22 protein-coding genes and 2 pseudogenes are annotated in these 25,743 nt (G+C 68.6%); 14 read left to right on the top strand and 10 right to left on the bottom strand.

Going from position 1 to position 25,743, the window contains the following annotated elements:
• The 4 genes from HEP85_RS42450 to HEP85_RS42435 all read left to right on the top strand — a co-directional run bounded on the left by HEP85_RS42450 (position 1) and on the right by HEP85_RS42435 (position 6,038).
• Positions 1-1,245 (top strand): helix-turn-helix domain-containing protein, encoded by a 1,245-nt coding sequence (locus tag HEP85_RS42450; protein WP_348772515.1) that lies wholly within the window; start codon positions 1-3, stop codon positions 1,243-1,245.
• A 419-nt stretch (positions 1,246-1,664) separates the two neighbouring features.
• Positions 1,665-3,998, top strand: coding sequence for a molybdopterin cofactor-binding domain-containing protein (locus HEP85_RS42445; protein WP_168532771.1), 2,334 nt, complete (start codon positions 1,665-1,667; stop codon positions 3,996-3,998).
• A 10-nt stretch (positions 3,999-4,008) separates the two neighbouring features.
• Positions 4,009-4,485: a (2Fe-2S)-binding protein gene (locus tag HEP85_RS42440; RefSeq protein WP_168532769.1), complete on the top strand. Its 477-nt coding sequence runs from the start codon at positions 4,009-4,011 to the stop codon at positions 4,483-4,485.
• A 350-nt stretch (positions 4,486-4,835) separates the two neighbouring features.
• Positions 4,836-6,038, top strand: a complete 1,203-nt coding sequence (locus tag HEP85_RS42435) for an XdhC family protein (protein ID WP_168532767.1) — start codon at positions 4,836-4,838, stop codon at positions 6,036-6,038.
• On the opposite strand, the pseudogene HEP85_RS42430 reads toward HEP85_RS42435, so the two are convergent.
• Positions 5,983-6,423, bottom strand: a pseudogene (locus HEP85_RS42430) (transposase); the annotation flags it as partial. The gene HEP85_RS42435 and the pseudogene HEP85_RS42430 sit on opposite strands and share 56 nt — an antisense overlap.
• A gap of 70 nt (positions 6,424-6,493) precedes the next feature.
• Between HEP85_RS42430 and HEP85_RS42425 the strand changes: the two are divergent.
• Positions 6,494-7,213: an IS6 family transposase gene (locus HEP85_RS42425; RefSeq protein WP_365770306.1), complete on the top strand. Its 720-nt coding sequence runs from the start codon at positions 6,494-6,496 to the stop codon at positions 7,211-7,213.
• 114 nt (positions 7,214-7,327) lie between these two features.
• On the opposite strand, the gene HEP85_RS42420 is transcribed toward HEP85_RS42425, so the two are convergent.
• The 5 genes from HEP85_RS42420 to HEP85_RS42400 all read right to left on the bottom strand — a co-directional run bounded on the left by HEP85_RS42420 (position 7,328) and on the right by HEP85_RS42400 (position 11,120).
• Positions 7,328-8,698 (bottom strand): carotenoid oxygenase family protein, encoded by a 1,371-nt coding sequence (locus tag HEP85_RS42420; RefSeq protein WP_329294302.1) that lies wholly within the window; start codon positions 8,696-8,698, stop codon positions 7,328-7,330.
• Between the two features lie 109 nt (positions 8,699-8,807).
• Positions 8,808-8,987 carry a hypothetical protein gene (locus tag HEP85_RS42415; protein ID WP_168532763.1) on the bottom strand — a complete coding sequence of 60 codons (180 nt, stop codon included), beginning with the start codon at positions 8,985-8,987 and terminating at the stop codon, positions 8,808-8,810.
• On the bottom strand, positions 8,984-9,685 hold the full coding sequence (locus tag HEP85_RS42410; protein WP_168532761.1) for an alpha/beta fold hydrolase: 702 nt from the start codon (positions 9,683-9,685) through the stop codon (positions 8,984-8,986). The genes HEP85_RS42415 and HEP85_RS42410 overlap by 4 nt, the downstream gene beginning before the upstream one ends.
• An 89-nt stretch (positions 9,686-9,774) precedes the next feature.
• Positions 9,775-10,347, bottom strand: a complete 573-nt coding sequence (locus tag HEP85_RS42405; protein ID WP_168532759.1) for a hypothetical protein — start codon at positions 10,345-10,347, stop codon at positions 9,775-9,777.
• A 320-nt stretch (positions 10,348-10,667) separates the two neighbouring features.
• Positions 10,668-11,120: a hypothetical protein gene (locus HEP85_RS42400; RefSeq protein WP_168532757.1), complete on the bottom strand. Its 453-nt coding sequence runs from the start codon at positions 11,118-11,120 to the stop codon at positions 10,668-10,670.
• Between the two features lie 104 nt (positions 11,121-11,224).
• On the opposite strand from HEP85_RS42400, the gene HEP85_RS42395 reads away from it, so the two are divergent.
• Both HEP85_RS42395 and HEP85_RS42390 read left to right on the top strand, forming a co-directional pair.
• Complete coding sequence (locus tag HEP85_RS42395) at positions 11,225-12,583, top strand: hypothetical protein (RefSeq protein WP_168532755.1); 1,359 nt, start codon at positions 11,225-11,227, stop codon at positions 12,581-12,583.
• A 208-nt stretch (positions 12,584-12,791) separates the two neighbouring features.
• Positions 12,792-13,313, top strand: a complete 522-nt coding sequence (locus tag HEP85_RS42390; protein WP_168532753.1) for a hypothetical protein — start codon at positions 12,792-12,794, stop codon at positions 13,311-13,313.
• Between the two features lie 296 nt (positions 13,314-13,609).
• Here HEP85_RS42390 and HEP85_RS42385 read toward each other — a convergent pair whose 3' ends face one another.
• Positions 13,610-14,473 carry an SDR family NAD(P)-dependent oxidoreductase gene (locus HEP85_RS42385; protein WP_168532751.1) on the bottom strand — a complete coding sequence of 288 codons (864 nt, stop codon included), beginning with the start codon at positions 14,471-14,473 and terminating at the stop codon, positions 13,610-13,612.
• Positions 14,474-14,652: 179 nt separating this feature from the next.
• Here HEP85_RS42385 and HEP85_RS42380 point away from each other — a divergent pair, with 179 nt between their 5' ends.
• Positions 14,653-15,522, top strand: a complete 870-nt coding sequence (locus HEP85_RS42380) for a helix-turn-helix transcriptional regulator (RefSeq protein WP_211118178.1) — start codon at positions 14,653-14,655, stop codon at positions 15,520-15,522.
• Between the two features lie 260 nt (positions 15,523-15,782).
• Here the strand turns inward: HEP85_RS42380 and tnpA are convergent, their stop codons facing one another.
• Positions 15,783-16,211 carry an IS200/IS605 family transposase gene (gene tnpA, locus HEP85_RS42375; RefSeq protein ID WP_168531420.1) on the bottom strand — a complete coding sequence of 143 codons (429 nt, stop codon included), beginning with the start codon at positions 16,209-16,211 and terminating at the stop codon, positions 15,783-15,785.
• A 22-nt stretch (positions 16,212-16,233) separates the two neighbouring features.
• On the opposite strand from tnpA, the pseudogene HEP85_RS42370 reads away from it, so the two are divergent.
• A pseudogene (locus HEP85_RS42370) lies at positions 16,234-17,481 on the top strand (RNA-guided endonuclease InsQ/TnpB family protein).
• Here the strand turns inward: HEP85_RS42370 and HEP85_RS42365 are convergent.
• Positions 17,466-18,623 carry an ATP-binding protein gene (locus tag HEP85_RS42365; protein ID WP_168532747.1) on the bottom strand — a complete coding sequence of 386 codons (1,158 nt, stop codon included), beginning with the start codon at positions 18,621-18,623 and terminating at the stop codon, positions 17,466-17,468. The pseudogene HEP85_RS42370 and the gene HEP85_RS42365 sit on opposite strands and share 16 nt — an antisense overlap.
• A 598-nt stretch (positions 18,624-19,221) precedes the next feature.
• On the opposite strand from HEP85_RS42365, the gene HEP85_RS42360 reads away from it, so the two are divergent.
• The 4 genes from HEP85_RS42360 to HEP85_RS42345 all read left to right on the top strand — a co-directional run bounded on the left by HEP85_RS42360 (position 19,222) and on the right by HEP85_RS42345 (position 24,154).
• Positions 19,222-20,703, top strand: a complete 1,482-nt coding sequence (locus tag HEP85_RS42360; protein WP_211118177.1) for a multicopper oxidase family protein — start codon at positions 19,222-19,224, stop codon at positions 20,701-20,703.
• A 168-nt stretch (positions 20,704-20,871) separates the two neighbouring features.
• Positions 20,872-22,101 carry a phosphodiester glycosidase family protein gene (locus HEP85_RS42355; RefSeq protein WP_329294294.1) on the top strand — a complete coding sequence of 410 codons (1,230 nt, stop codon included), beginning with the start codon at positions 20,872-20,874 and terminating at the stop codon, positions 22,099-22,101.
• Between the two features lie 264 nt (positions 22,102-22,365).
• The gene (locus tag HEP85_RS42350; protein WP_168532741.1) at positions 22,366-22,902 is read left to right on the top strand and encodes a 2'-5' RNA ligase family protein; all 537 of its coding nucleotides are present in this window, start codon (positions 22,366-22,368) and stop codon (positions 22,900-22,902) included.
• A gap of 379 nt (positions 22,903-23,281) precedes the next feature.
• Positions 23,282-24,154 (top strand): acyl-CoA thioester hydrolase/BAAT C-terminal domain-containing protein, encoded by an 873-nt coding sequence (locus HEP85_RS42345; protein ID WP_168532739.1) that lies wholly within the window; start codon positions 23,282-23,284, stop codon positions 24,152-24,154.
• Between the two features lie 135 nt (positions 24,155-24,289).
• Here HEP85_RS42345 and HEP85_RS42340 read toward each other — a convergent pair whose 3' ends face one another.
• A complete protein-coding gene (locus HEP85_RS42340) occupies positions 24,290-24,874 on the bottom strand; it encodes a GNAT family N-acetyltransferase (RefSeq protein WP_168532737.1) in 585 nt (194 codons plus the stop codon).
• Between the two features lie 227 nt (positions 24,875-25,101).
• On the opposite strand from HEP85_RS42340, the gene HEP85_RS42335 reads away from it, so the two are divergent.
• A complete protein-coding gene (locus HEP85_RS42335) occupies positions 25,102-25,473 on the top strand; it encodes a VOC family protein (protein WP_168534623.1) in 372 nt (123 codons plus the stop codon).
• Positions 25,474-25,743 lie beyond the last annotated feature (270 nt).

The following is a 25,743-nucleotide window of genomic DNA, read 5'->3' as shown; positions in this document are numbered from 1 at the left end:
ATGCCGCACGCTTTGTGCCCGCACACAATCGCGTGCGTCTATCATCCGCGCATGACCATGCCGCTGGGCGCTGACGCGTGCATGACCGATCTGCTCGACCGGCTCTTGGTCTCGGTGGACTCACTGACCGACGAACTGACCGCCGAGATCCTCAACGGCGAGCGCTCGTACGCCGAGGGCATGCTGCTGAGCCACGAGCAGTTGCGCGCCCCCGTGCACGACAACCTGCGCACGCTACTGACAGCCTTGAGAAACGGGGGTGTGCCCACCAACATGGACGCCCCGCGTGCGGCGGGCCGACTCAAGGCCGAACAAGGCATTCCGCTGGCCGCTCTGCTGCATGCCTTCCGCCTCGGCGGGCGGTTCGTCTGGGACCGGCTGCTGGCGATGGCCCTCGCCAAGGAGAGCGCCGCCTGGCTGCTGCACAGGGCCTCGGACATCTGGTTGATCATCGACGAGTGCTCCAGCGCCGCTGCCGAGGCCTACCGCGCCGCGGTGGAGGAACAGGCATGCCACGATGCCTCCGCACGGAGCATCATGCTCACCACGCTGCTCGACGGCACCGCAGGGAACAGCTCCAGGGCCTGGGAGGCCATGCGGGTCCTGCGGCTGGACCTCAGAGGACCGTTCCTGGTGGTGTGCGCCGAGAACAACGACGGCGTCGGCCTTCTGCCGACGGTCGAGGGACGGCTGCGGGCGGTCGACATCGACGGCGAGTGGATCCACCGGGCAGGCAGCCTGCTCGGCCTCCTCGCTCTGCCGAACGAGCATCTGGTCGTCGCGGTGGAGGAGCGTCTCGGCGGCATCGCGCTCTCCCGCGTGGGCATCAGCCGGCCCTTCGCCTCGCCCATGGACGCGCCGAACGCTCGGCGGGAGGCCCAACTGGCGGCCCAGTGCCTGCCGCCCGGGGCCTCCGGCACGCATGTCTACGGGAGCTCGCCGATAGCCCTGCTTGCGGCGGCCTCACCGGACGCCGCTTCCGAGGTGGCCCGTACGGTCTTCGGGCCGCTGCTCACCCTGCCGGCGGCGGAACGAGCCGTCCTGCTCGACACCTTGGGCGTCTGGTTCGCCAACGGCGGCTCGACCACACGGGCCGCCGAGCACCTGCACTGCCACCGCAACACCGTCCTGTACCGGCTGCGCAGGATCACCGAACTGACCGGCCGGCGAACCAGCGACGCGGGCTCCTGCGCGGAGCTCTACGTTGCCCTGCAGGCCGTGCGACTGGGCTCCCTCCCTGAATGAGGCTCGGCTGGCCTGGACACCGGTACGCGCGGACGCGCCCCGGCGATCACGCCGAAGGCAGGCGCGGCGCGTCTTCCGGTGGCCCGGGAACTGGCGGACTGAGGCACCCCCGGCGCTGACAGGCCTCTGACTGTCTCCTTTCACAGTCCCCTTTCACTGTCCTTTTTCACTGTCTCCTCATTCCACTCTCTCCTCGTGCGAATACCGGCTTTCCATTGTGCTCACGCACAATCGGCTGCCCCGCTTCGCTGGTGCTCGGCCCAGTGACCAGGACTTTATGCGGTTCTAGGCTCTGATCCGCTCGCCGATGGTGAGCCGACAACTGGTTGTGCCCAGTGCTCCCTGCCGCGTTGCTCCCGGGAACGCAACTGTCTGCCGATCTCGAGAGCGGACGACTGGGAACAAGAAAGGAATGGCCGATGACCGACGTCCCTGCCAGGAGTGGCCGCACCACTGGACGTGGTGAGCGCGCGGGGGTCGGCCGCCGCGCGTTCATCGGCTATGTGCTGGGTGGAGCCACGCTTGCCGTGGCCGCCGACCTCGGGCTGGGCACCCCTGCCTACGCCGCGGTGCCCTCAGCACCCCAGATCCCGGAGCTGTACGACCTCGAGGATCTGCAGACCGACGCCGCGCTCCCCACATCCGCGCTGATCAAGATCGTGATCAACGAGGACGGCACCGCTTCGTTCGAGCTTCCGCGGATGGAGGTCGGCCAGGGAATCACCACCTCGACAGCGATGATCATCGCCGAGGAGCTCGACCTGCCAGTCGACAAGGTGCACGTGGCCTTGGCGCCGGCCCGCGCCGAGTTGATGCTCAACCAGCTCACCGGCGGATCGAACACCACGGTCTCGACCTTCACACCTGTACGAGTCGCCGCAGCCATCGCCAGGAAGGCGCTGCTGGAAGCCGCGGCGATCGAGCTCGGCTCGGCAGTGGCGCTGCTGAAGTCCAAGGAAGGGGTGATCTTCACGCCAGACGGGTCATCAATGACCTACGGCTCTCTGGCCACCAAGGCAGCCAGCCGCACCGTCAAGGCGGTGGAGGTCGAGCTCAAGGCCACTTCAAGCTTCTCGGTGATCGGCAAGCCCTACCGGCGGGAGGACGCCCAACTTGCGGTCACCGGGCGGAAGAAGTTCACGCTGGACCTTCACGTGCCGGACGCGCTGCCGACCATGGTCTGCCGCCCGCCCACTCTGAACGGCTCGCCGAAGTCGGTACGCAACCGAGCCACGGTGCTTGCCATGCCGGGCGTAACGGATGTGGCGATGGTCGACACGGGAGTCGCTGTTCGCGCGGAGGCATTCGGGCAGTGCATCGACGCGGTGCGTGCCCTCGACGTGGAGTGGAACCCGGGCCCGGTCGCGGGCGAGTCCGACGAGACGATCCTGGCCCGGCTGAGAAAGGCCGAACTGCCGCTGGCGATCCCGAAGGTCCCTCTGCTGGCGGGCACGGTGGAGGCGGACTTCACCTTCATGTTCCGCAGCAGCGCGGCGCTCGAGCCGAACTGTGCGATCGCCGACGTCCGGTCGGACCGCGCGACCGTGTGGGCGGGACTGAAGGTGCCGATCGTGGCGCAGGCGGACATCGCCAAGGCCGTCGGCCTGCCGCAGAACGCGGTCACCGTCAACGTCGTCACCGGCGGAGGGTCGTTCGGACACAAGCTCTTCGCTGACCCCGCCATCGAGGCCGCCAAGATCTCCAAGGCGATGGGCAAGCCGGTCAAGCTGATGTGGCATCGCGCCGACGAGCCTCGACAAGGGCGGGTACACCCCATGGTGACCTCGCGGATCCGGGCCACGTACCTGGCCGGGCAAGTGCTGACCTTCGAACAGCGGCATACCAGTGTGGTCACCGACTTCAGCCACGGACTCGGCGAGATGATCACGGCGACGGCCGACAGGCTGCCCACCGGGCTCGGCGCGCTGGGGTTCTCCGAGACCATCTTCACGCTAACGCAGGAACTCCCCTACAACTTCGGCGTCGTCACCCAGCTGCTCAACGAGACCGACGCGCGCTTCAACACCGGGAGCATGCGCAACATCTACTCGCCCGATGTGGCGTGTGCCAATGAACTGGTGGTCGATCAGCTCGCCCGGAAGATGGGCAGGGATCCGCTGGCATTCCGGCTTGCGTTCCTCAAGAACGACAGGGTCAAAGCGGTGCTCCAGAAGGTCGCTGACGTGGGCAAGTGGGGCAGGACGATGCCCGCCGGGACGGCGCAGGGCATCGCGATCCACAGCGAGTACAAGGGCGCGACCGCGGTGCTCGTCGAAATCGACTGTCGACCCGAGACCGTGAACCGCAAAATCTACAACGCGGTCACCGGGCCCCGGGTGACCAAGGCCGTGATCGCCGTGGACGCCGGACTGGTGATCAACCCCCAGGGCCTGGAGGCCCAGATGCTGGGTGGTGTCTCGGACGGGATCGCGCTCGCCCTCACCAGCAGCCTGCACCTGCGCGACGGGCACTTCCTCGAAGCCAGCTGGGACAACTACTTCTACACCCGGCAGTGGAACGTCCCCTCTGACTTCGAGTGCATCGTGATGCCCTCCGACTCCGAGCAACCCGGTGGCGCCGGCGAAGCCGGAGTGGCCGCGTCCGTCGCCGCGGTCGCGGGCGCCTACGCCCGTGCGACCGGCACGATGCCCACCCTGTTCCCGATCAACCACGGCACGGTGTCCTTCGAGGTCAAGCCCTTCATCCCACCCGTTCCCGAGTCACCGTCCGACGGCCTGAGCCACACCTACTGAGGAGCGCACCATGAGCACGCACACCTTCATCCTCAACGGCAAGCGCGTCACCGTCGACGTCGATGACAACCTTCGACTGCTGTGGGTCCTGCGTGACGTACTGGACGTCACCGGGCCGAAGTACGGCTGTGGCATCAATGTCTGCAAGGCCTGCACGTCCCACTTCAACGGCAAGGCCTTCAATCCTTGCTCGGTGAAGGTCAAGGACGTAGGGCCGGAGGACGAGATCACCACGATCGAAGGCCTGCCCGACACGGTCGGCAAGGACCTGCACCCGATGCAGGAGGCCTGGCTGGAATACGACGTGGCGCAGTGCGGCTACTGCCAACCCGGGCAGATCATGGCGGCGGTCGCCAAGGTCAGGCAGGCACAGGCTGCCGGTCATGAGATCAGCGACTCCGACCTCGACGAGATCCGCAACATCTGCCGCTGCGGTACCTACAACCGCATTCGGGAAGCGATCAAGGCGGGCGCTGCGCACATGTGACCCGCCCTGCCCGAGTGTGCGCCGCACAGGGCATGACGCGGCACCTGAGTCAGCTCTCGCAGGCGACCCTGCACGTGGTGACCACCGTCAAGGGCCTCGTCCCACGGCCGGCAAGACCCTGCGCCCGCCGCGGGAAGCATGCCTGGTACGCGGCGTCGCACGGTGCGGCGGCCGGACCGGACGAGTCATGGCCACCATCGCCGAGGTCAGGTAACTCCGGCGGCCACGAGAACGGCGACCCGGGCCACGCCGAGTCGTCTGCCGCTGTGGCTCCCTCCGCCGTATCCGCGAAGTCATCGCGGTGAACGCGCGAAAAGCGCAGGGCGCCGCCGAACACGGAAAGGAGCATCGTGCTGGACATCGCTGACCAGTTGTCGCGCTGGTGCGAGCAGGGGCGGGCCTTCGCTGTCGCGACCGTGGTCGCGGTCCACGGCAGCGCTCCCAGGCAACCGGGCGCGGCGCTGGCCGTCGACGTCGACGGCGCCGTCATCGGGAGCGTGTCAGGAGGATGCGTGGAGGCGGCCGTGTACGACCTCTGCCGTGAAGCACTGGCGTCCGCCACCTGCACGCTCCAGCGGTTCGGCTACTCGGACGAGGATGCCTTCGCGGTCGGCCTGACCTGCGGCGGAGTGCTGGACATCTTCGTACAGCCGGTCATCCCCACCGAGCGCGCGGAGCTGGTGGGGGCCCTGGCCACCGCAGCTGCGGCAGATGCGGTGGCAGTGGCCAGGGTCGTCCGCGGGCCGGCCGACCTGATGGGCGGGGCGCTGTTCGTACGGGCAGACGGCTCTTGTGCGGGCGGCTTCGGCGATCCAGCCCTGGAAGCGACGGCGCGTGCCGAGGCCACTGTGTTCCTGGACACAGGGCGTACGGGCACGATCGAGATCGGTGCCCGAGGCAGCCGGTGCGGTGAGCCACTGACGCTGTTGGTGGAATCGATCGCTCCAACGCCTCGTATGTTGGTCTTCGGCGCCATCGACTTCGCCGCGGCACTCGTACGGATCGGCAAATACCTCGGCTACCACGTGACCGTGTGCGATGCGCGCCCCCTCTTCGTGACTCCGGCACGCTTTCCGGAAGCGGATGAAGTGGTCGCCGACTGGCCGCACCGCTACTTGGAGTCACAGGCATTGGACGGCCGCACCGTGATCTGCGCGCTCACCCACGACGCCAAGTTCGACATCCCATTGCTGCAGCGGGCGTTGCGGCTCCCGATCGCCTACATCGGCGCGATGGGTTCGCGTCGGACCCACCTGCAACGGCTGGGGCTGCTCCGGGAGTCCGGTGTCACCGAGGCGGAGCTGGCACGGCTGCACTCGCCAATCGGCCTTGCCCTCGGCGCGCGCACACCGGAGGAGACAGCCGTGTCGATCGCGGCCGAGATCGTGGCACACCGCCGGGGCGGCAGTGGCCGGCCGCTGACACACACCGAGGGCCCGATCCACCGCGCCACAACATCGCAGCCGTCAAATCGGGCTCTCCTGCCGGATGAGTGGGTCACTCTGTGGCGGGTTGGCGGCCGGGGAGGGTGGGACGTTCCCCGGCGAGGGTGAGCATGACGAGGGCGATGATCGCGTCCGCGCTGTGGAAGCCGAAGCCGCGGCGGATGATCAGTCGGGTCTTGGTGTTCGTCGACTCGACCAGGCCGTTGCTCATGCCCGTCAGCAGAGCCGCGCGGATCGCCTCGCGGTGACGGCGGACGCGGCGTTGGAGGTCGACGAAGGCGGGGATGCGGCAGCGGCGGGCCCAGCCGATCCACCGGTCCAGAGCCTGTAGCGCCGCGATGGGACGGGTCTTGGCCAGGGTGAACACGGCCCGCAGAGCTTCCTTGAGGCGGTAGGCGCGGTGGAGGCGGGGGTCGGTCGCGGCGATCCAAGTGAGCTTGGCGGCCTGACGGTCGGTGAGGTCGGCTTCGTTCTTCCACAGCGCGAACCGGGAGTCCGGCACTGTCACGTTGACTGACTGGGTGGGATGATCTTGTGGTTGATCGTGCTGGGAGGGGTCGTCCGTGGTGAGTGCGTCGCCGTCGTACAAGGGGCACCGGTACCCGGTCGAGGTGATTTCCCACTGTGTGTGGCTGTACTTCCGGTTCCCGCTCAGCTTCCGCGAGGTCGAGGAGCTGATGCTGGAGCGCGGTGTCCTCGTCTCCTACGAGACCGTGCGCCGCTGGTGCGCCAAGTTCGGCCAGACCTACGCGAATGGACTGCGCCGCCGCCGGCCCCAGCCCGGCGACAAATGGCACTTGGACGAGGTTTTCATCAAGATCAACGGCGAGTTGAAGTACCTGTGGCGGGCCGTCGACCAGGACGGCAACGTCCTGGACATCCTCGTGCAGGACCGCTGGAATACTGCCGCGGCCAGGCGGTTCTTCCGCCGCCTGATGAAGAAGGCCCGTACGGTGCCCCGGGTGGTCGTCACGGACAGGCTCCGCTCCTACGGCGCCGCCCAACGCGAGGTCATGCCCTCGGTCGAGCACCGGCAGTCGAAGTACCTGAACAACCGGGCGGAGAACAGCCACCAGCCCACCCGCCAGAGGGAACACGCGATGAAAGGCTTCCGCAGCGTCGGCGCGGCCCAGCGCTTCCTGTCCGCCTTCAGCGGCATCTCACCCCACTTCCGACCCCACCGCCACCTGATGACCGCCACCCAGCACCGCGCCGAAATGACCATCCGCTTCGCCATCTGGGACCAGATCACCGGCGCTGCCGGCCGGCCCACCACGGCCTGAACACCGCCCGGACGGCCGGCCCACCATGCCCCGACGCACCGTCAGACCACCCACACACCCAACAACGTGACAGCGCCACCGGGCGAGCTCCCTTGGCCTGGGCGGTCGGGCGATTCAGAACCGGGCGACGGGCTCCGGCAACCAGCTCCCGTGGAAGCCGGCCGGAACCGGGTACGGAAGTTCCACCACTGCTTGGACCGAGAGCTCCACGGCGTCGAGGACGAGGAGTTCCCCCGCCGCTCCGTCCTCGTCCGAGACGAGCGACAGGAGCCAGCCCTCGTCCTCGCCGGTGGCCCCGGCCGCCGGCACGAAGACCGCTTCCCCGGCGTGGCGGGTGCCAGGCGTCTCGTGGACGTGACTGGTGCGGTGCGCGAGGTCGTGTTTGGCGATGCCGTCACCGGAGACGGTGTACAGGTAGCGGTTCGACCGTCCGGTGAGGGTTTCGTTGTGGGTGGGGAACTCGGCCGCACGGTCGTCCAGTTGGGACTCGGTGACACGGCCGGTGACCGCGTCCAGGGTCCAGCGGTGCAGGACGGCGGGTGCCTGGGAGTGGCCCGGTTCCATCGCGCCGACCAGGCCGCTCGGTCCCGCGGATCCACCGATGTCCGTCCAGGCGTACTGGAACCCGGCCCGGTCGTAGCGCACGGCGTCCAGCACGACGTGCCCCTGCGCGTTCTCGTAGGCGTTGCCGACGTGGAAGACATAGCAGGGATCGACGTCGTACCACCTCACCTCGGTGCTGCCGGGCGTACGGGGCATGACCCCGAGCCGCGCGCCGTACCCCTCGTCCCATCGGTAGGGCATGCCGGCGCGCCCGGCCAGGACGGGGTCGAGGACGACGGGCAGATCCATCCAGACGATGTGGTGCTCGGTGATCGCGAAGTCGTGCATCATCGTCGGGCCCGGTACGTCGACCGGCCGGCTGTCGAGCAGCCGGCCCTCCGCCGTGACCCGGTGATAGGTGAGGTAGGGCGGGGCGAACCCGGAGCCGAACAGGTGTAGTTCACCCGTGTCCGGGTCCTCTTTGGGATGAGCGGTCATCGAGGTGGTCAGCCGCCCGCCGAAGTCGAACGGTCCGATGGTTTCCAGCGACTCGGAGACCCAGTAGGGAAGTCCCACCTCGCACAGGGCCAGCACGGTGTCGGCGTGCCGGATCACGTGGGTGTTGGCGGGCGTCGCGGTCAGGTCGAGGGTGAGGTCCTCGCGGATGAACGGGTGGCCCTCCAACTCCCTCGTACGGATCCACCGGTTGCGGTACCACTCGGCGCGCCCGGCGCGCAGTCGGATGCCGTGGAGCATGCCGGATCCGGTGAACCAGTGGCCCTTGTCCCCGCCGGGCAGCGGGTTGGGGCCGTTGCGCAGATAGCGGCCGTCCAAGTCCGGTGGCAGGGAGCCCCGCACGGTGAGGCCGGCCGCGCTGTGCTCTTCGGGGACCGGGGCGAAGCGGCCGCGGAGGTAAGGGGGAAGCATTGTGTCGTCGGTCATTCCGCTTTCCTTGATCGAGCCCCCGTGGATTCCGTGACGGTCACGGAATCCACGGAGGACGGCGAACATCGGGTGGCACCAGGTCAGTTGTGGGCCGGGCCGTGGGTGCCTATTCCGCCGTGGTGCGGGCCGCGTCCTCGATCATGCGGGTGACGGTGCCCGGGTGACTGACCATCGCCGCGTGCGAGGCGCCGCGCACCTCGACGGCACGGGCGTGGGCACGCTGGTACTCGAAGCGCTCGAGAGCGGAGGGATGCAGGGCACGCAGTCGCTTGCGGAGGATTCTCATCCGGTGGCTCCGGCGGCGGCCTGCTTGATGAGCGCCACGACCTCGGCGGGCTTGGACACGTAGACGGCGTGGCTTCCGCCGGTCTCGCTCACCGTGGCGCCGGCCCGCTCGGCCATGGCGCGCTGGGCCGGCGGAGGGATCATGCGGTCGTCGGTGGCGACCAGGTAGAAGCTCGGCTTGGCGCGCCAGGCGGGCCGGTCGACCGTCCCGCCCAGGGCGTCTAGCCCCCAGGGGACTTGGGAGTCGGCCAGGAACCGGGCCTCGTCGACGGGCAGGTCCCCGGCGAAGGACGCGGCGAACTTCTCCCGGTCGAGGAAGAGGAATCCTTCCCTGGGGGGCAGGATCGGGGGCACGGGCGCTCCGGGCGGCGGGTCGGCGATGAGGGTGTTCACGGACTCCCCCTTGTCGGGCACGAACGCGGCGACGTAGACGAGCGCCGACACGTTCTGGTGATTGCCCGCTTCGGAGATCACCGCGCCGCCGTAGGAGTGTCCGACCAGTACGGTCGGGCCGTCCTGAGCGTCGAGCACCAGGTTGGTCGTGGCGACGTCGCCGTCGAGCGAGAGCGTGGGGTTCTGCACGACGCTCACGGTGTAACCGTCCGCGCGCAGCAGTTCGTAGACCCCCTTCCAGCCCGATCCGTCGACGAATCCGCCATGCACGAGAACGATGTTCCTTGCTTCCGGGACGGTGCTCACGATGTGCCTGCTCCTTCGTGTGGTGAGTTGTCGGTTTCGAGAGGTTGCGAACGTCCTGCGAGGAGACGGCCTATTGAGGAGACGGCCTATTAGGGAAGGGACGTCACCGGCGCCTGGGCCAGCAGGCGCGCCTGGGCCCGGGCGGGGTGGACCTTCGTGAAGACGGCGGGGCCGACGAGCCCGGCGACATGGGCGGCGATGCCGACCCAGGCCGGGGCGTCCACCGCCCCGCAGACGGCCAGACTGACGCCGATGAAGGTGAAGCCGGCGCCCCAGGCACTGGTGATGCGGTTGTTGACCTGGATGAACTCCGGCATGTCCCAGTACTCACGGGGTGTCTGGCGCCGGGCGATGCCCAGGGTGAAGGGGCGCCGGATCGCCAGGGTCCCCCACGCGGTGAGCGCCAGCCAGCCGAAGGAGACCACGTCGGTGTGGTCCGCCAGGGCCGAGCCGGGATCGGCGACGGCCAACGCGCCGACCGCCACGAAGTACACGACGGTGCTGATCTCCAGGATCAGCGCGTCGAGGCCGACTCCGCGACGACGGTCCTGCCACAGGAGCAGCAGCCCCGTGACGAGTCCTCCTACCGCGCCCCAGCGCCAGTCGAAGGACGAGACGACGCCGGAGACGATCCAGGGGATGAATCCGCGCAGATAACCCATTGAACTTCCTCGGTGGAATGGAATGGGCGGCCGTGGAGGTGCTGTTGTGCGGTCGCCCGGTGACCCGACGCCGACTAGATGCGTGGCGGGCGTCGAAGTTCGAACATCGAGGTGTGATGCCGGTCACAGTTCCGCTGGGTTGAATGGCGCGCTGCCGCTACTGGACTTGATCGAGTGATGTCGGTGCCGTTCGCCTGACCGTTCGCCGTGCTCACCGGGGGCTCCGGGGCCGTGAGGAGCGCGCGGGGCGGCGGCTTCGGCCGGCGGGACGCAGGAGACAACTCCGGCCCGGCGGGTCCCGGACAGGGCCTGTAACGACGTCAGGCGACCGCGGGATCCGAGTGCTGCTGCCGCAGGCGACGCCGCCGCAGTACGCGGATGGGAAACGCCCACAGCCAGGCGGCGACGGCCAGCCCGGCAGCGCTCACTCCGATGAGGTCGTGCCACCAGGCGTCGCCCCCGCCCGGCGGGTAGACCTCGTCACCACCCGTGTCGACGGCCGGCGCGGCTTGGCCGATCGCGAGGTCCGGGCCTCCGAACATGCTGATCCGCGTACGCCGGTCGCCGCCGTCCGCGGACAAGAAGGTGCCGATTTCGTTGCAGCCGTTGTGGCCGCAGAGGATGTTCGTAGCCGTCCAGCGACCCTGTCGGCCGTTGCCTTCGTGCGCGGAAAGGGCTGGGATCAGCAAGGCGATCAGAGCCGCGAAGACCACTACTGCGCCGGGGCCGGCGATGTAACGCCACCAGAAAGTCCGCCAGCCCGGGAAATACACGTCACGCACTATACGTGCCGGTCCGGGCTGTGTGGCAGGGTCCCGGCGCCGCTCATCGCCCGTATACGTACATGGATGTCCCGACCATCCAGCAGGATGGGCGCATGAGCGAGGGGCGTGGGGACTTGGATCGGTTGGGCGGGGATGAGCGGTTGGCACGGGAATGGCTCGGTGGGCTGACACTGAACCCTGCTCTGCCCGCGTCGGTGTTGACACGGCTGCTGACCGTGGAGGAACTGCCCGCCTACTCCTCCTCCTGGCTGGCCAGGTGCCCTCTCGACCGGGAGCGCACGGCTGTGCTGGTGGCCGCCCCGCGGATCGACCACCGCCTTCAGGCAGTGGAGAACCCGACCGCCGACGTCGACGTCCTGGCACGGCTCGCCCGCGATCCCGAACCTCGGGTCCGGTTCGTATACGCGGCGATCGCGGGGGACTTCGGCCGACGCGTACCGGAGGGAGTGCCGGAGGTCCTGGCCGGCGACAGCGAGGCGAGAGTCAGGCGCATGGCGACGCAGTGGGACCTGCCGGTGGCGGTGCGGGCGCGGCTCGCCGAGGACGAGGACGCCCTGGTGCGGGCCTCAGCCCTCACGGCCGACCTGTGGCCGCGGCTTTCGGCCGCCGTACGCGAAGCGCTGCTCGCCGACCCCGAGCCCCGAGTCCGGGACGCCGTCGCCCAGTTGTTCCCACCCGAGCCGGTGCCGCGAGCCGAGCCCGACGAGCGCGTCCAGGACCCCGACCCCTTCGTACGAAGCAGAGCGGCCCAGGATCCCGAGGTACCGACCGCCCTGGCCCTGCGACTCGCCGAGGACCCCGACGACTCCGTCCGGCTCTCCCTCTCGATGCGCGAGGACCTCACCGAGGAACAGCGCTCCGCCGTCGCGTATGTCGTGCCGAACGGGTACCACACACCCCCGCGCTGGATCGTGGAACGGGGCCACCAACCGGACATCGCCCGCCGGGCCGCCGCCTCCGGTCACGTCCTGCTGCGACGGAGCATCGCCATGCAGCGGCACCTGCCCGCCGACGTGGTGGATCGCCTAGCCGAGGACGAGGACTTCTTCGTCAAACTCACCCTGTGCCAGTCGTGCCAGGAAGCCCCGCACGCACTCGTGCTGGAGATGTACGCCCACTGGCACGGCCTCAAATGGACCTTCCTGCGCTCCCACCCGAACTTCGCGAAACCCGGCCTCGCCCGCTTCGTCGACCACCCCGATGCGCGGCTGCGCCGAGCCGCCCTGGACGATCCCGAGGCCGGCCCCGAGCTTGTCCTGCGGCTGATCGACGATCCGGAAGTCGGCTGGTGGGCTCTTCGGGACCCCCGACTCCCCAGCCAGGAGCTGAATCAACGCCTCAACGTCCCCGCCTCCGCACGGAACGCCGCGGCCAATCCCGCTCTGCCGCCCGAGACCATGCACCGGCTCCTCGATCTCTCCGGGGTGGCCAACCCTGCGGGAAGTCACTGAGATGGCGTGTCAGCACCGCTTACCCGCCGTGTTCCGCCACGGCACACCGCTCGGCGGCTTTGACCATCCGCCTCGGGCTCAGCACGGGCGGTGGCCGGCCGGATCGTCGGCCGGATCCTTGCGTGCCGGAGGGGACTTGGCGGAATCACCGCCGCCGACACGGACCACCCGGTAGAGCGTGTATCGACAGTGTTCTAGGTTGGCGCGCGTGAGCGCACGGAAGCGGTGTTATCGGTACGTCGGTCCGGTCGACCTGATAGCTGAGGTCCGACCTGGCAGCGGTGGCTGCCGAATCGTCTCAGCGGCTGACTTCGACAGCTGGGTCACTGAGCGACCGGCGGCGGAACTGGTCGAGCCGTTCACCTTTGTGGTCGACACGGACGGCGTACTTCGGCTGGCGCCGCGGCGGAGTGAGCATGTGGCTTGTGCCGGCGGAGGGCTGGTCAGGAGCGCCGGCGAGATCAGTTTCTCGCGTGAGGCAGGCCGATGGGTGGTCGGCGACGTCAGCAATCAGTCAACCGGATACTGCCCGGACGTCAGCTCCTGGTCGGCGGTCGCCGAGGCTCTGGATGCCGTTGGGCTCGGGCGTCCGTCCGGCTTCACCCACGACGTGGTGTTCCGGCGATGTCCCGGCTGCCAGGAGCACAACATCGTGCGTGAGGACGACTTCGTCTGCGTCTTCTGCGGCAGCGATGTGCCCGAGGCATGGAACCTGGACCCCGCAGAATGAGAGCGGGCGGCCATCACCACTCGTTGATGGCCGCGATGAGCACGGTCGCCTCTTGGATCAGCACGGTCGCCCCTTGAAGGACCGCCGGCTTGTCCCACCTCGTGGCGGCGGCTCGGTACCTCGTCTGCCTTGTCCGAGATGGCGCATTCAATGCCATGTCCACTCGGACGGGAGCTGTTCTTGCGGGAGGCATACACGTTGTCGGCGCGCCCATCCGCCGCGGCGTGGTGCCCGGTGGCCCCAGACCTAGTCGGTGCACCCTGAGGCGGCCCAGGACGTCCTCGGCGGTCCCCCCGTCAGCTCATCGGACGCGATCCCACGAGGTCGGCAGTCGCGTCCCACAGCCGAGCGGCCATGACCGGGTCGAGGCCGACCCTGCCCTGCCGGCGGACTGCCGGGGAGCCCCGGAAGCCGCCCAGGCCGTCCGGCCCGATGTAGGAGTTGCCGGGGACGTCTTGGGTCGCGGCGTAGAGCAGTGACAGCGCTCCCCGCTCCGGGGAGTTGGTGAGGAACGTGAGCCGGTTGATGACGTTCGACCGGGAGTGGGCCGCCAGCGCGGTGCGGGCTATGCCCGGACTCGCGAGCACCGAGCGGACCGGGCTGCCGGCAGCGGTCAGTCGGCGCTGCAGCTCCAGCGAGAACAGGACGACAGCGAGCTTGGACGCCTCGTAGACAGGCATCCCGTGATACCTGCGCGTCCGCCAGTCGAGGTCGTCCAGGTCGATCCTGCCCCGCCGGTGCAGCTCGCTGGTGACGTGCACCACGCGGTCGGTGATGTGCTCGAGCAGCAAGGTGGTCAGCAGAAACGGACCCGTGTAGTTGGTGGTGGTCTGCAGATCGAGGCCGTCGGCGGTACGCGCGGCGGGGATGTCCATCACACCGGCGTTGTTGATCAGGATGTCGATGTCGCCGGACCAGGAGTCGGTGAAGGCGTGCACCGAGGCCGGATCCGACACGTCGAGCGGGCGGATGTCGAAGTTGCCGGGAAGGCCGGCGACGGCGCGGCGGCCCTTTCCGGTGTCGCGTACCCCCAGCACGACTCGGGCACCGGCACGAGCGAGCTCGCGTGCCGTGATCAGGCCGAGGCCACGGCCGGCGCCGGTGATCACCACCGTACGGCCGGTCAGATTCGGGAGGTCGTTCGCTGTCCAACTGGTCATGGGTCCTGGCTCCGTTGTTCGCGGTTCGCGGTTGGCGGTTGGCGGTTTCTGGTTCACGGTTCGCGGTTCGTGGCGACCAGTGATCGCGTCGCCAGTGAACTCGCCCTCCACGGGCGCTGGAAGGACACGCGCAACCGCTGACTGGCAGGTCGTGGCTATGCCGCGCCGGATGGCCAACGATGGGGACCATGGACCATACGTTCGACCGCTCGTCCCTGGGCGCTTTCCTGCGCACCCGCCGTGCGGCGCTGCAACCGGAGGACGTCGGGTTGCGCCGCGGACCACGCCGACGCGCTCCGGGCCTGCGCCGCGAGGAGGTGGCGGAGCTGTGCACCATGTCCGCCGATTACTTCGCCCGGCTGGAACGCGGCGACGGCCCGCAACCGTCGGAGCAGATGGTCACGGCCATCGCCCGCGGCCTGCGCCTGACGCCGGACGAACGCGACCACCTGTTCCTGCTCGCCGGTTACCGCACCGCCCGCCGTGACCTGCGGCTTCAGCACGTGAGCCCCGGGCTGATGCGTGTCATGGACGGCTTGGCCGGTACCACCGCGCAAGTCATGGGCCCGCTGGGCGAGACGTTGCTGCAGACGCCGTCCGCGGTCGCACTGCTCGGCGACCAGACCCAGTACACCGGCAACTACCGCAGTGCGACGTACCGTTGGTTCACCGATCCGGCCGAGCGTGAGCGGTACCACCCCAAGGAGCACGACAACAACAGCCGGATCAACGTCGCGCTGCTGCGCGCGGCTGTCACCCGGAACGGGCCCGACTCCCCCGCAGCGGACCTGGCGGACATCCTGCTCCGCACCAGCGACGAGTTCACACGATGGTGGGAGCGCCACGAGGTGGGCCTCCGGTGGAGCGAGACCAAACGGTTCGTTCATCCCCAGGTCGGACAACTGGAGCTCTACTGCCAACTCCTGCTCGACCCGGACCAGGGCCAGTCACTGCTCATATTCACCGCCACGCCGGGGACGGCGAGCCACGAGCGACTCGCCCTGCTCGCCGTGCTGGGCACCGACCATTTCGTCGCCGACCCCGAGTGACGACACCCGCGGCCTCGGCGGCACCCGCTGTTCACGGGTCTCGCGGACGAAAGCCGGTGGCCCGTCGCCCCGGCACCGCTTTCGGTGCGCCGGTCCACAGCGCTTCGGCAGCCCGCCGCCAGGGCCCTCCAGCGCTGTTCGGTCCTTTTCAATCCTCTTCAGCATGATCTAGCGCGGAGCCCTGGGCGTTCACGCGCGGGAGGAAGTGCTTCTTAACGCTGCTCTGACCCGCGCGGGTGCACGGGTCTGCGGTATTGGCCTCAGCCGGGATGTTTCTGGTTTTCGATGTATTCCTTGATGGCGGCGAGCGGGGCGTCCCCGCACGAGGCGGCGAAGTAGGACGGCGACCAGAAGTGCTCACCCCACAGATACGTGCGGATGTGGCCGGGGAACTCCTGCCGCAGGCGACGGGCGGAGACACCCTTGAGGGAGCCTACGAGCCGGGAGATGGCGACCTTGGGCGGGTAGTGCACGAGCAGGTGGACGTGATCGCATTCGCCGTTGAACTCCCGCAGCTCCGCGCCGAAGTCGGTGCACACGTCGCGCATGACCTCTTCGCAGCGCCGAAGGATCTCGTCGGTGAATGGTCCGCGCCGATATTTGGGGGTGAAGACCAAATGCGCCTGGAGGGTGTGGACGACGCTACGACCCCTGCGGATATCGGGGTTTGGCTCCCAGCGTGGTGACATAGATCAATGTCACGGTACGCCCATGAAGATCGTGACGCAGGTCAAACTCATGCCGGATGCCGTGCAGGCATCCGCGCTTGAGCGCACCCTGAGCACGGTCAATGACGCCGCGAACTGGGTGTCGGAGGTGGCGTTCGAGCACGGCGTGCCGCGTGAGTACGAGCTGCGCAAGCACACCTACGCCGAACTCAAAGCCCGTGGGCTGGGAGCGCAGGCCGCGCAGCACGTCACCAAGAAGGTGCGCGACTCGTACACCACGCTCAAGGCCAGCATCCGTGCCGGGAACCTCGGCAAGGAAGGCTCCAGGCGTCGCCGCAAGGCCGAGTCCAAGCCGATCGCGTTCCGGCCCCAGGCCGCGCAGCCGTATGACGACCGGTGTTTGAGCCGGCAGCACGATCAGCGGACCGTGTCCATCTGGACCGTGGACGGCCGGGTCAAGAACGTCTCATTCGTGTGCTCCCCGGACACGCTCAAGATGCTCCAGGCGCACCGGCAGGGCGAATCCGACCTGATCGAGCGCGACGGCGTGTTCTACCTCGTCGCCACCTGTGACGTGCCGGAGGCGCAGCAGTACGAGCCGGACGGCTTCATCGGCGTGGACCTCGGCATCGAGAACATCGCCACCGCCTCCACCGGCTACCTCGCCGCCGGGCGGGGACTCAACCGGTACCGCAAGCGACAGCTTGCCCTGCGGGCCAAGCTCCAGAAGAAGCGCACCAAGAGCGCCAAGCGGCGGCTCAAGGCCCGTGCCCGCACAGAGGCGCGGCACGCCGCCAACCAGAATCACATCATCTCCAAGACGATCGTGACCGAGGCTGAACGCACCGGACGCGGCGTGTGACTCGAAGAACTCAAGGGCATCCGCAACCGGGTACGGCTCCGCAAGCCCCAACGGGTCGCACTCCACTCCTGGGCATTCGCCCAGCTCGGAAACTTCATCGTCTACAAGGCCAAGCGGGCCGGGGTGCCCCTGGTCTTCGTTGATCCCGCATACACGTCGCAGACGTGCGCCGAGTGCGGCCACATCGACAAGCGAAACCGGGTCGACCAGGGGCTTTTCATCTGCCGGGGGTGCGGGGTCGTTGCCCACGCCGACCGGAATGCTTCCCACAACATCGCCACCCGTGGCGAAAGCGTGTGGAACGCGGGGCGTGAGTCACGCGTCCCTGCCACCCCATCAGGGTGTCTGGACGGAGGAGTCCACCCCAGCAGCCAGCTGGGCACTACCTCCAAGCCCGGCCCTTCAGGGCCGGGTCAAGTTGACTCCTGATCGACGCCCCGGACGATTCGGTCGACGATCTCCGCGGCCCGCTCCGGCCGCTCCTCGAACCAGTTGCCCAGGTACTCCCGGACGGCCTCGCCGACGCACACCCGCACGTCGGTGTCGCCCAGCAAACCGTGCGTGGCGCCGAGGTATTCGGGACGGTCGAGCTTCACCGACACAACCGCCGTGAGACCCACGCCGATTCCGTCCGCGCGGAGGTCCGGGTCCGCTGCCGTCAGCAGTCCCAGTTCCCGTGCGGTCGCGGTGACCGCGGCCGCCACGCCGTCACGGAAGCCGTCCACGTGCGTGCCGCCCTCGGGCGTTGCCCGGCTGTTGGCGAAGCTGCGCATCCGCTCCTCTTGGCCGCCCTTCCACAGCAGCGCCACCTCCATCGTCCCCGCCATCCGCGGGTCGTCCCGCTCGAAACCGATGGGCTCCGGATGGAGGCCCACCCCCGTCTCCGCGTCGAGGGCGGCCACGAAGTCCCGTACCCCGTCCGGGAATCGGAACGCCACCACTCGGGCCTCGCCTGCCGGGCGTTCGTCGGTCAGGGAGATCCGCAGCCCCCGGTTGAGGAAGGCCACCTGCCGGAATCGCTCCGCCAGCACGGCGAACGAGCACCGCGTCGTCTCGAAGATCTCGGCGTCGGGCCAGAAGGCGATGGTCGTCCCGCTTCCCGTCGCCGGCTCCATGACGGCGGGCGGTACGACCGCGACACCGCGCGCGTACTCGTGCACCCGGCGGGCCCCCTCGGACCGCACCTCGGCCGTCAGCCTGCTCGACAGAACGTTGGCGACGAACAGTCCCCATCCGAAATGGCCCACGGCCGCGTTGTACCGGCCGACGGGCTCGGACCCGGCGCAGAAGCTGGTCAGCAGCGCTTCGAGGTCCCGGCCGAAGGTGGCCCCGGCGGTCTCGAACGGGTCCCCGGGACCGTCGTCGGCGACCCGCACACCGCCGTCGGCCGTGAGCGTGACGTCGACAGATCCGCAGCGGCCGGCCAGGAACCGGTTCACCGCCCGGCCGACGACCTCCAACACCAGCTGGTGCAGGCCTCGTTCGCCGGTCGAGCCGACATACATCCCGGGCCGTCTCCGAACCGCTTCCCGCCCCTCCAGGACCTCGATCCGGGCAGCGTCGTACCCCATGCCATCTCCACTCATGAAGACCCCTCCCATGGTGTCCCGCAGACCTCACCACCCTAGCCAGAATCCATAAAAACACCAGGTCAGAGCCATTTCGTCGAGGCTGCGGACGGGCCCGTCAGGGCACGCCGGGGACCGGGCGGCCCAGGGGTCGACGCCCACTGCCGAAACGTGTTCAAGGGCTCGCCGAAGCCGTGTACGGCCCCGCACCGGGCGCCCCTGAGGCCCTCAATTCCGGTACGTGGCAACCGATCCGGAAGTCGGTGGTCGGTGATGGCGACCAGCCCGCGACTCACGGCCGATGCCCCGCCGGTCACCTGCTCGCCGGACCTACTCGCTGAGTCGCCCTGGGGCCGTCGCCACTCTCGTGTGCGGAGCACGTGTCCGCACCTGCCGACGGGTCCGAAGTCATCGGAACTGCCGCCATCCGTGTAAAAGTCGCACTGTTCTTGAGTGGTTGCCGCCGTTCCGAGGGCGTGGCGGGCAGGGTGGCGGTGTCCATCGTTTCTACATTCCGGCTGACGGGCCGCCGGTGGACCGTCGTGGCTTCGGCTTCCCTGGGCGTGGCTCCGCCCGGTCGCTCGGCTTCCCTAGGAGTGATGTGCCCCGGTCCCGTGTCCGTACCTCGTCGGCCTGGCTCGTCGCCGGCTTGCTCTCCACCACCGGCTGGCTGGCCGGCTGTGGGGGTCAGGCTCCGACCGGACCATCCCACTCCACCCGTCAGCCCGCGCCGAAGGACGGGCACGACCCCGCGGCCGGCCCTCGGCTGCAGGACCCGCCGGAACTGGTCAGCCGCAAGGGCCTCTTGAAGGCCGCCATCACGGTCGAGCGCCGCAAGGTACGGGTGGGTGACCGACAGCTGTACGCCACCACGTACAACGGGACCTATATGCCGCCCACCTTGCGTGTACGGCCCGGCGACCGCATCGACCTCACCCTGACCAATCACATCGACGAGGACACCAACCTGCACACGCACGGCCTCCACGTCTCGCCACGCGCCCCCGCCGACGACATCTTCATCGCCCTCAAGTACAACCACTCGTACCACTACTCGTACCGACTGCCGCTCAACCATCCGACCGGCACCTACTGGTACCACTCGCACGCGGACATGACGTCGGCACCGCAGGTCGCCGGGGGCGAGTCGGGCGTCATCATCGTCGAAGGCCTGCGGCAGTACCTGCCACCGGCGCTGCGCGGCATCACCGAGCACACGATCGCGCTCAAGGACTTCCAGGTCCAGGGCGATTCAGTGAAGACCCACCCCCTTCGCATCGGAGCGGCCACCAACCGCACCGTCAACGGCCAGCGGAACCCGGTGATCGGCATCCGGCCGGGTGAGACCCAGCTCTGGCGGCTCGCCAACATCGGGGCCAACATCTACTACAAGCTCCACCTCCCGGGCACCCGCTTCCGCGTGATCGCCCAGGACGGCATCCCCGTCCCCAAGGCGTACGACCAGGACACGTTGCTCATCGCGGCCGGCGCGCGTTTCGACGTCCTCGTCCAGGGAGGCCGGCCTGGCACCACGCGGCTGGAGACCCTCCCGTACGACACCGGCTCAGCCGGAAACCGATTCCCCCGAGCCGACCTGGCCACCGTCGTCAGCGGCGGCAAGGCCATGAGCCGCGCCGCGCTCCCGACCGACTTCGCCCCCCACGAGGACCTGAGCGACGCGACGATCACGGCCCGCAAGACGGTCGTCTTCACAGAGAACGGGCCGGGCACGAAGTTCTACATCAACGGCCGGATGTACGACCCGCATCGGATCGACTTCACTTCCATCCTCGGCAGCGTCGAGGAGTGGACCATCCGCAACCACGCGAAGGAAGACCACTCCTTCCACATCCATACCAACGACTTCCAGCTGATGAGTATCAACGGGAAGCCCCACGACCCTTCCCACGGCTGGTACGACACCATCAACGTGCCCGCGCTCGGCGAGGCGGTCATCCGCATCCACTACACCGACTTCACCGGCAGGACGGTGCTGCACTGCCACATCCTGAACCACGAGGACATGGGCATGATGGCCGTCCTGGACATCGTCGGACCCCACCAGAATCCCCCGGCCGCCTGATCCCGCGCCCACGCCGGCGATGATCGCTCCGCCGTCGGGTGCGGTGCCGCCGCGCCACCAGAGTTCGCCGTCCCGTCGGTGCGCCGTCGTCCGATGTTGCGTCCCGTCCTGTGTCATGCCGTCTGTCGAAGATCCGGTACACAAGAAGATATGACGGGACGTCACGTGATGAGATCTGCTGTTCGTGCTCGTAGGGTCGTCGCCGCGGCGGCCACCGTGGGTGCGGTGGTCGCGGGTGCGGGTGTCGGGCAGGCGACCGCGCTGGACAAGGTCCGGCTGGCCGACGATCTGCCCGTGGCACCGGGCATCGGTTACCGGGCGTTCTCGGTGACGGGCTCGCACGGGGTGGTGTCCGGGCATCTGGTCACCGCTGATCTCACCAACCGGCATGTGGCGGTGGACCTGCTCACCCCCGGCACCGTCTCCAGCCGCGTCAAGCTGTCCCAGATGGTCGCCGCGCAGGGCGCGGTGGCGGGCATCAACGCGGACTTCTTCAACATCGAGGAGTCCCAGCACGTGGGGGTGGCCCCCACCAACTCGGCGGTCGGCCCGGCGATCGCCCACGGTGAGGCACTCAAGGCGGCCGTGCCGAACGGCCAGCGGTTCGGTCCCGGCCTGCCGCCCGGCACGTCGACGCGCGATGTGATCGGGGTGGGCTACAACAAGCGGGCCCGGCTGGACGAGCTGACGCTCAAGGGAAGCGTCCACACCAAGTCCGGTTCGTTCGACCTCGGCGCCTTCAATCAGTACGCCATCCCCGTGGGCGGGGTGGGCGCGTTCACTCCGAAGTGGGGCGACGTCTCCCGGCAGCGGTCGGTCTGCGGGACGGACACCGTCCGGGCCGCGGCCTGTTCCGCGGACACCTACGAGGTCACCGTCCGCAACGGCCGGGTGGTCTCCGGATCCGCGACGATCGGGGCCGGCGCGATCGCCGAGGACACCGTGGTGCTGGTCGGCCGGGAGGCCGGCGCTGACCGGCTGCGCGCACTCCGGACCGGGGACAAGGTCAAGGTCTCCGACCGGCTCAAGACCGCGAGCGGCAAGCGGTTGCAGTTCGCCGTGGGCGGCTTCCCGGTGCTCCGGGACGGCGTGCCCCTGCCCGGCCTCGACACCAAGGCCGCGGCGACCCGGACCGGCGCGGGTGTCGGCGACCACGGTCGGCGCCTCTACTTGCTGGTGCTGGACGGAAGTGCGGAGAGCGGCTCGGGTCTGACGGTCGCCGAGGTCGCCGAGGTACTCGACACCGTGGGCGCTGACGCCGGCGTGAACCTGGACGGTGGCGGTTCGTCCACCCTGGTGACCCGGGACCCGGTGACCGGCGCCCCCGTCGTCCGCAACCACCCGACCGGTGGCGCCGAACGCCCGGTCCCGGAGGGCATCGGGCTCTTCTCTCGCTGATCCCATGACCGGGCGGGCCATGGGGCCGTGGCAGGCTCTGCCGTGCGCCGCGTGGCCCGCCCGGACACGGCCGGCGGGAGCCACGGACGCCGAGGTCAACATCGCCAGAGGAACGCCTCCTCGGCGCACGGTGGACGAGCGACGAGGTAACCGAGGCCCCTGGGACCGGTGGCCGACCGCACGTTGGGTGCCGACCGCCGGTTCCACCGTCCGCGGTCGTCAATCGGGTCGCTGGCGTTGTGTGCTCGCTGATACATATGTGCGATGACAGGCGACGACTCCGGTGGGTTTCAAGCAGGGCGGTCGGGACTCATCGTGAGGGTCCCCGAGGCGGAACCCGCCGTGCGAGCGTGGCGTGACCGATTGGACCCCTCAGCCCGTGCGGGCGTTCCGGCCCATGTCACCGTCCTCTTCCCGTTCCTCGACGAGAGCCGCATCGACAACGGCGCTTGCGCTGCCATCAGAGACGTGATCGGCCGTCACCGGCCCTTCGAGGCCCGGTTCGAGCGCTGCGGACGCTTCCCGGGGATCTTGTATCTCCTCCCCGAACCGGACATCCCGTTCCGCCGTCTGACCGAGGCGATCGCGCAGCGGTGGCCGGAAACCCCGCCGTTCGGCGGCCAGTTCGACGAGGTCGTCCCCCATCTGACCGTCGCCCAGGGCCAGGACGATGCGGTGCTGGAGGAGGCCGAAGCCGACGTTCGCGGCCGGCTTCCCGTCACGGCCCGCGTGTCGTCGGTCGAACTCATGGTCCACGACGGGACAAGGTGGCAGCAGCGAGCGTCGTTCACGCTCCGGTGACCCCTCTGTCGGTCATCAGTTGGAGTCGTCTCCATTGGCGGCCGGCAGCCTGGACATTCACTGGTGGACACGGTTCGGTCGCTGTTGTATGCCTTGGCGAGCGACTACTGGACACCCCTCCCGCACACGGTCGAACTCAGGGTGCGGAGGCCCTGGCCCGCTTGCCGGCTGACGGCTCCGATTCCTATGAGGACTTCAGCGACATGATGCTGCCGACGCCTGCGATCGACGGGGAGGGCGATGGCTCGCTCCAGAGCGGCCAGCCGTTGACCGTGCATATCGCTGCCGTGCTGCCGGCTTACGAAGCGGCTCCCCACGCACCTGTTCGCCGAGGAACGTAGGCTGCTCAGGCTGGCCGTGGGGCGTCGAGAGGGCATACATGGAGGTCACTGAGCGCGAGTTGACGAATCCGTGGGAAGGCGTCCTGGTCACACCCACTCGTGGGAGTGACATCGGCGTTCTGGTCCTCGGAGGTTCGAGTGGACGCATCGAGCACGAGAGGACACGGATCCTCGCCCGGCAGGGTATGACGGCCTTGTCGATCCGCTGGTTCGGCGGTCCAGGACAGCCCCCGGGTATCTGTGAGATCCCTCTGGAGACGTTCACCGAGGCCATCGGTCTTCTCCAGACGCACGGGGCCCGACGCATCGGTAACCTCGGCGTCTCGAAGGGAGCTGAAGCCGCTCTGCTCACCGCGGTGCACGAGCCGCGCGTGGACGTGGTCGTCGCGTTGTCGCCCACGTCGCGGGTTTGGTGCAACGTCGGTCCGGGGCGGGACGGACGAGAGCGCCCATACCGCGCATCTTGGGCTTGGCAGGGCCAGCCCCTGCCGTTCGTTCCGATGGACGACGCCTGGGCCCCCGCCGAACCGGGCAACGGCCAGGTTTCCGTCCGCGGATGGTACGAACAGAGCGAGCTGACCTTCGCGGGCCTGCTTCCCGCCGCAGAGATCGCTGTGGAGAAGGTTCGAGCCGATCTTCTGCTTGTCGCAGGTGGCGACGACGCGATGTGGCCGTCTCTTCGCTTCGCCGGACAACTGGCGGAGCGCCGTCGCTCCGCGGGAGCCTCGGTGCACGTCATCAGTCGGGAAGACGCCGGCCACCGCCCACGTCTCCCCGGCGAGAGTCCCGCCCAGGCGTCCCGGCGATTTCTGTACGGAGGCACCCCTCAGGCCGATGCACTCCTGGGCGCGGCGGCCTGGCCGCACATTGTCCACGCGCTCCACGGTCATAACGGTCCTGTGGCTCGATGACACGTGCCACGGACGCATATGCGGAGTCGGCCCGGACGATCGGGGTCTCGGGGTGCATGAGAGCGAGACGGAACAGCAGGTCCTCGGCCACGCCGCCGTCAGCCACGTCGGCGGCTGTGGCAACCTGAATTGCCCTTACCCATCGCCTTGTCGAGCGACCTCAGCCACCCTCGCCTTCCACTGGTCCGCAGTCATCCGCCAGATGGCATCAGTCCCCACTTCACCGGGCGCTTGGGGCCCCTCAGGTGCCTGTATGCGCTCGACCTCGGTGAATCCCAAGCGTCGGGCGACGGCTCCGCTGGCCGAGTTGGCGATATCGTGATGGATCTCGATGCGGTCGACGTCCGCCAGTTGGAAGCCTTGGCGGACAAGGGCAGCAGCGGCCGTCGTGGCCAGACCTCGTCCGGTCCAATGAGGGTGAAGCCAGTAGCCGATTTCGAGGCCGCCCGCTCCGATACGGCGCATGAGGCCGCAACTGCCGATCACCGCCGCGTCTGACGTGATCGCGTAGCCGAAGGTCTGCCCGGTCTTCCACTCTTCCTGGTTCCGGGCGAGGAAGTCGGAGGTCTGCTGCCTGCCGGAGTCGGCCGCCCAAGGCATCCACGGCACCAGATGGTCCAGCGACTCGTAGATCGCCCGATCCAAGGCGTCGAGATCGCTCATGCGCCACCGGCGCAATTCAACCTGGCCAGAACTGAGGACTTCGGCAGGCTCTTCCATGCACCGGATGCTCTCAAGCGCAGCTCAGACCGGCAACGCATTATCGGTTCCCGTCAGCGCCTGTTCCGGGTCCGGGCATGAGAGGGCGTGCTGTCGTCAGCCGTTCCGGCCTGGCGTGCGGTGGCTACGGTTGAGTGGCGCAGGTCGCGTTCGGCGGTCCCCTCAACCGTAGGCTGCCGCCTCTAAGGTGTTCATCGGTGAAGTCCGTCGACCGGCCCGGAGATGCCATGCCTGTGCAGATGAAGTTGGTTGCGATAACGCTCGATTGCCCCGATCCGCTCGCTTTGGCTGCGTTCTATCAGCAGGCCACCGGCCTTGAACCGCACCCGAAATCGGACGCCGACTTCGCGGGCCTCAACGGCGAGTACGGGCTCCTCATCGGTTTTCAACGGGTCGACGGCTACCGGGCTCCGAGCTGGCCCGACCAAACCGTTCCCCAGCAGCTTCACATCTGCTTCCAGGTCGAGGACGACTTGGCCGAAGCCGAGGACCGGCTGCTGAAGCTCGGTGCGGGCAAGCCGGATCACCAGCCTCACGGGGACAAGGCACGGGTTCTCACCGATCCAGAGGGGCATCCCTTCTGCATCACCAGACGCTGACTGCCCGAAGAGGACTGTTGGTTCGGGGCCTGGCCGGCTGACCATCCAGGGCACGATGGAGCGGATCGTCGCTGCGGGCTCTCCGGTCTCGACCAACTGACCGAACAGCTCAGCAGACTGCTTCAGCATGTTGACTCAGGCGGTGAGGCCGGCCCTGATACCGGGGCGCGCCTACCAGCAGATCAGGCCCTCGCGGTGCAAAGAGCGCGAGCCGCCGGAACGTTCCATGGTGGGGAAGTCGTGCGGTCCAGCTCTGGCGGAAAACCATGA

Origin of the sequence: Streptomyces sp. RPA4-2 (assembly GCF_012273515.2) — a bacterium.
Classification (GTDB): domain Bacteria; phylum Actinomycetota; class Actinomycetes; order Streptomycetales; family Streptomycetaceae; genus Streptomyces; species Streptomyces kaempferi.
The sequence above is the reverse complement of the archived record's forward strand: the minus strand, read 5'-3'. Positions and strand labels throughout refer to the sequence as shown.

Bases quoted from the DNA above. Each gene is read 5' to 3' on its own strand.
- HEP85_RS42420 (WP_329294302.1), bottom strand. From the start codon at position 8,698: ATGACCGACGACACAATGCTTCCCCCTTACCTCCGCGGCCGCTTCGCC.
- HEP85_RS42350 (WP_168532741.1), top strand. From the start codon at position 22,366: ATGACAGGCGACGACTCCGGTGGGTTTCAAGCAGGGCGGTCGGGACTC.
- HEP85_RS42380 (WP_211118178.1), top strand. From the start codon at position 14,653: ATGGGGACCATGGACCATACGTTCGACCGCTCGTCCCTGGGCGCTTTC.
- HEP85_RS42355 (WP_329294294.1), top strand. From the start codon at position 20,872: ATGAGATCTGCTGTTCGTGCTCGTAGGGTCGTCGCCGCGGCGGCCACC.
- tnpA (WP_168531420.1), bottom strand. From the start codon at position 16,211: ATGTCACCACGCTGGGAGCCAAACCCCGATATCCGCAGGGGTCGTAGC.
- HEP85_RS42340 (WP_168532737.1), bottom strand. From the start codon at position 24,874: ATGGAAGAGCCTGCCGAAGTCCTCAGTTCTGGCCAGGTTGAATTGCGC.
- HEP85_RS42395 (WP_168532755.1), top strand. From the start codon at position 11,225: ATGAGCGAGGGGCGTGGGGACTTGGATCGGTTGGGCGGGGATGAGCGG.
- HEP85_RS42365 (WP_168532747.1), bottom strand. From the start codon at position 18,623: ATGGGGTACGACGCTGCCCGGATCGAGGTCCTGGAGGGGCGGGAAGCG.
- HEP85_RS42415 (WP_168532763.1), bottom strand. From the start codon at position 8,987: ATGAGAATCCTCCGCAAGCGACTGCGTGCCCTGCATCCCTCCGCTCTC.
- HEP85_RS42450 (WP_348772515.1), top strand. From the start codon at position 1: ATGCCGCACGCTTTGTGCCCGCACACAATCGCGTGCGTCTATCATCCG.
- HEP85_RS42440 (WP_168532769.1), top strand. From the start codon at position 4,009: ATGAGCACGCACACCTTCATCCTCAACGGCAAGCGCGTCACCGTCGAC.
- HEP85_RS42385 (WP_168532751.1), bottom strand. From the start codon at position 14,473: ATGACCAGTTGGACAGCGAACGACCTCCCGAATCTGACCGGCCGTACG.
- HEP85_RS42345 (WP_168532739.1), top strand. From the start codon at position 23,282: ATGGAGGTCACTGAGCGCGAGTTGACGAATCCGTGGGAAGGCGTCCTG.
- HEP85_RS42335 (WP_168534623.1), top strand. From the start codon at position 25,102: ATGCCTGTGCAGATGAAGTTGGTTGCGATAACGCTCGATTGCCCCGAT.
- HEP85_RS42405 (WP_168532759.1), bottom strand. From the start codon at position 10,347: ATGGGTTATCTGCGCGGATTCATCCCCTGGATCGTCTCCGGCGTCGTC.
- HEP85_RS42445 (WP_168532771.1), top strand. From the start codon at position 1,665: ATGACCGACGTCCCTGCCAGGAGTGGCCGCACCACTGGACGTGGTGAG.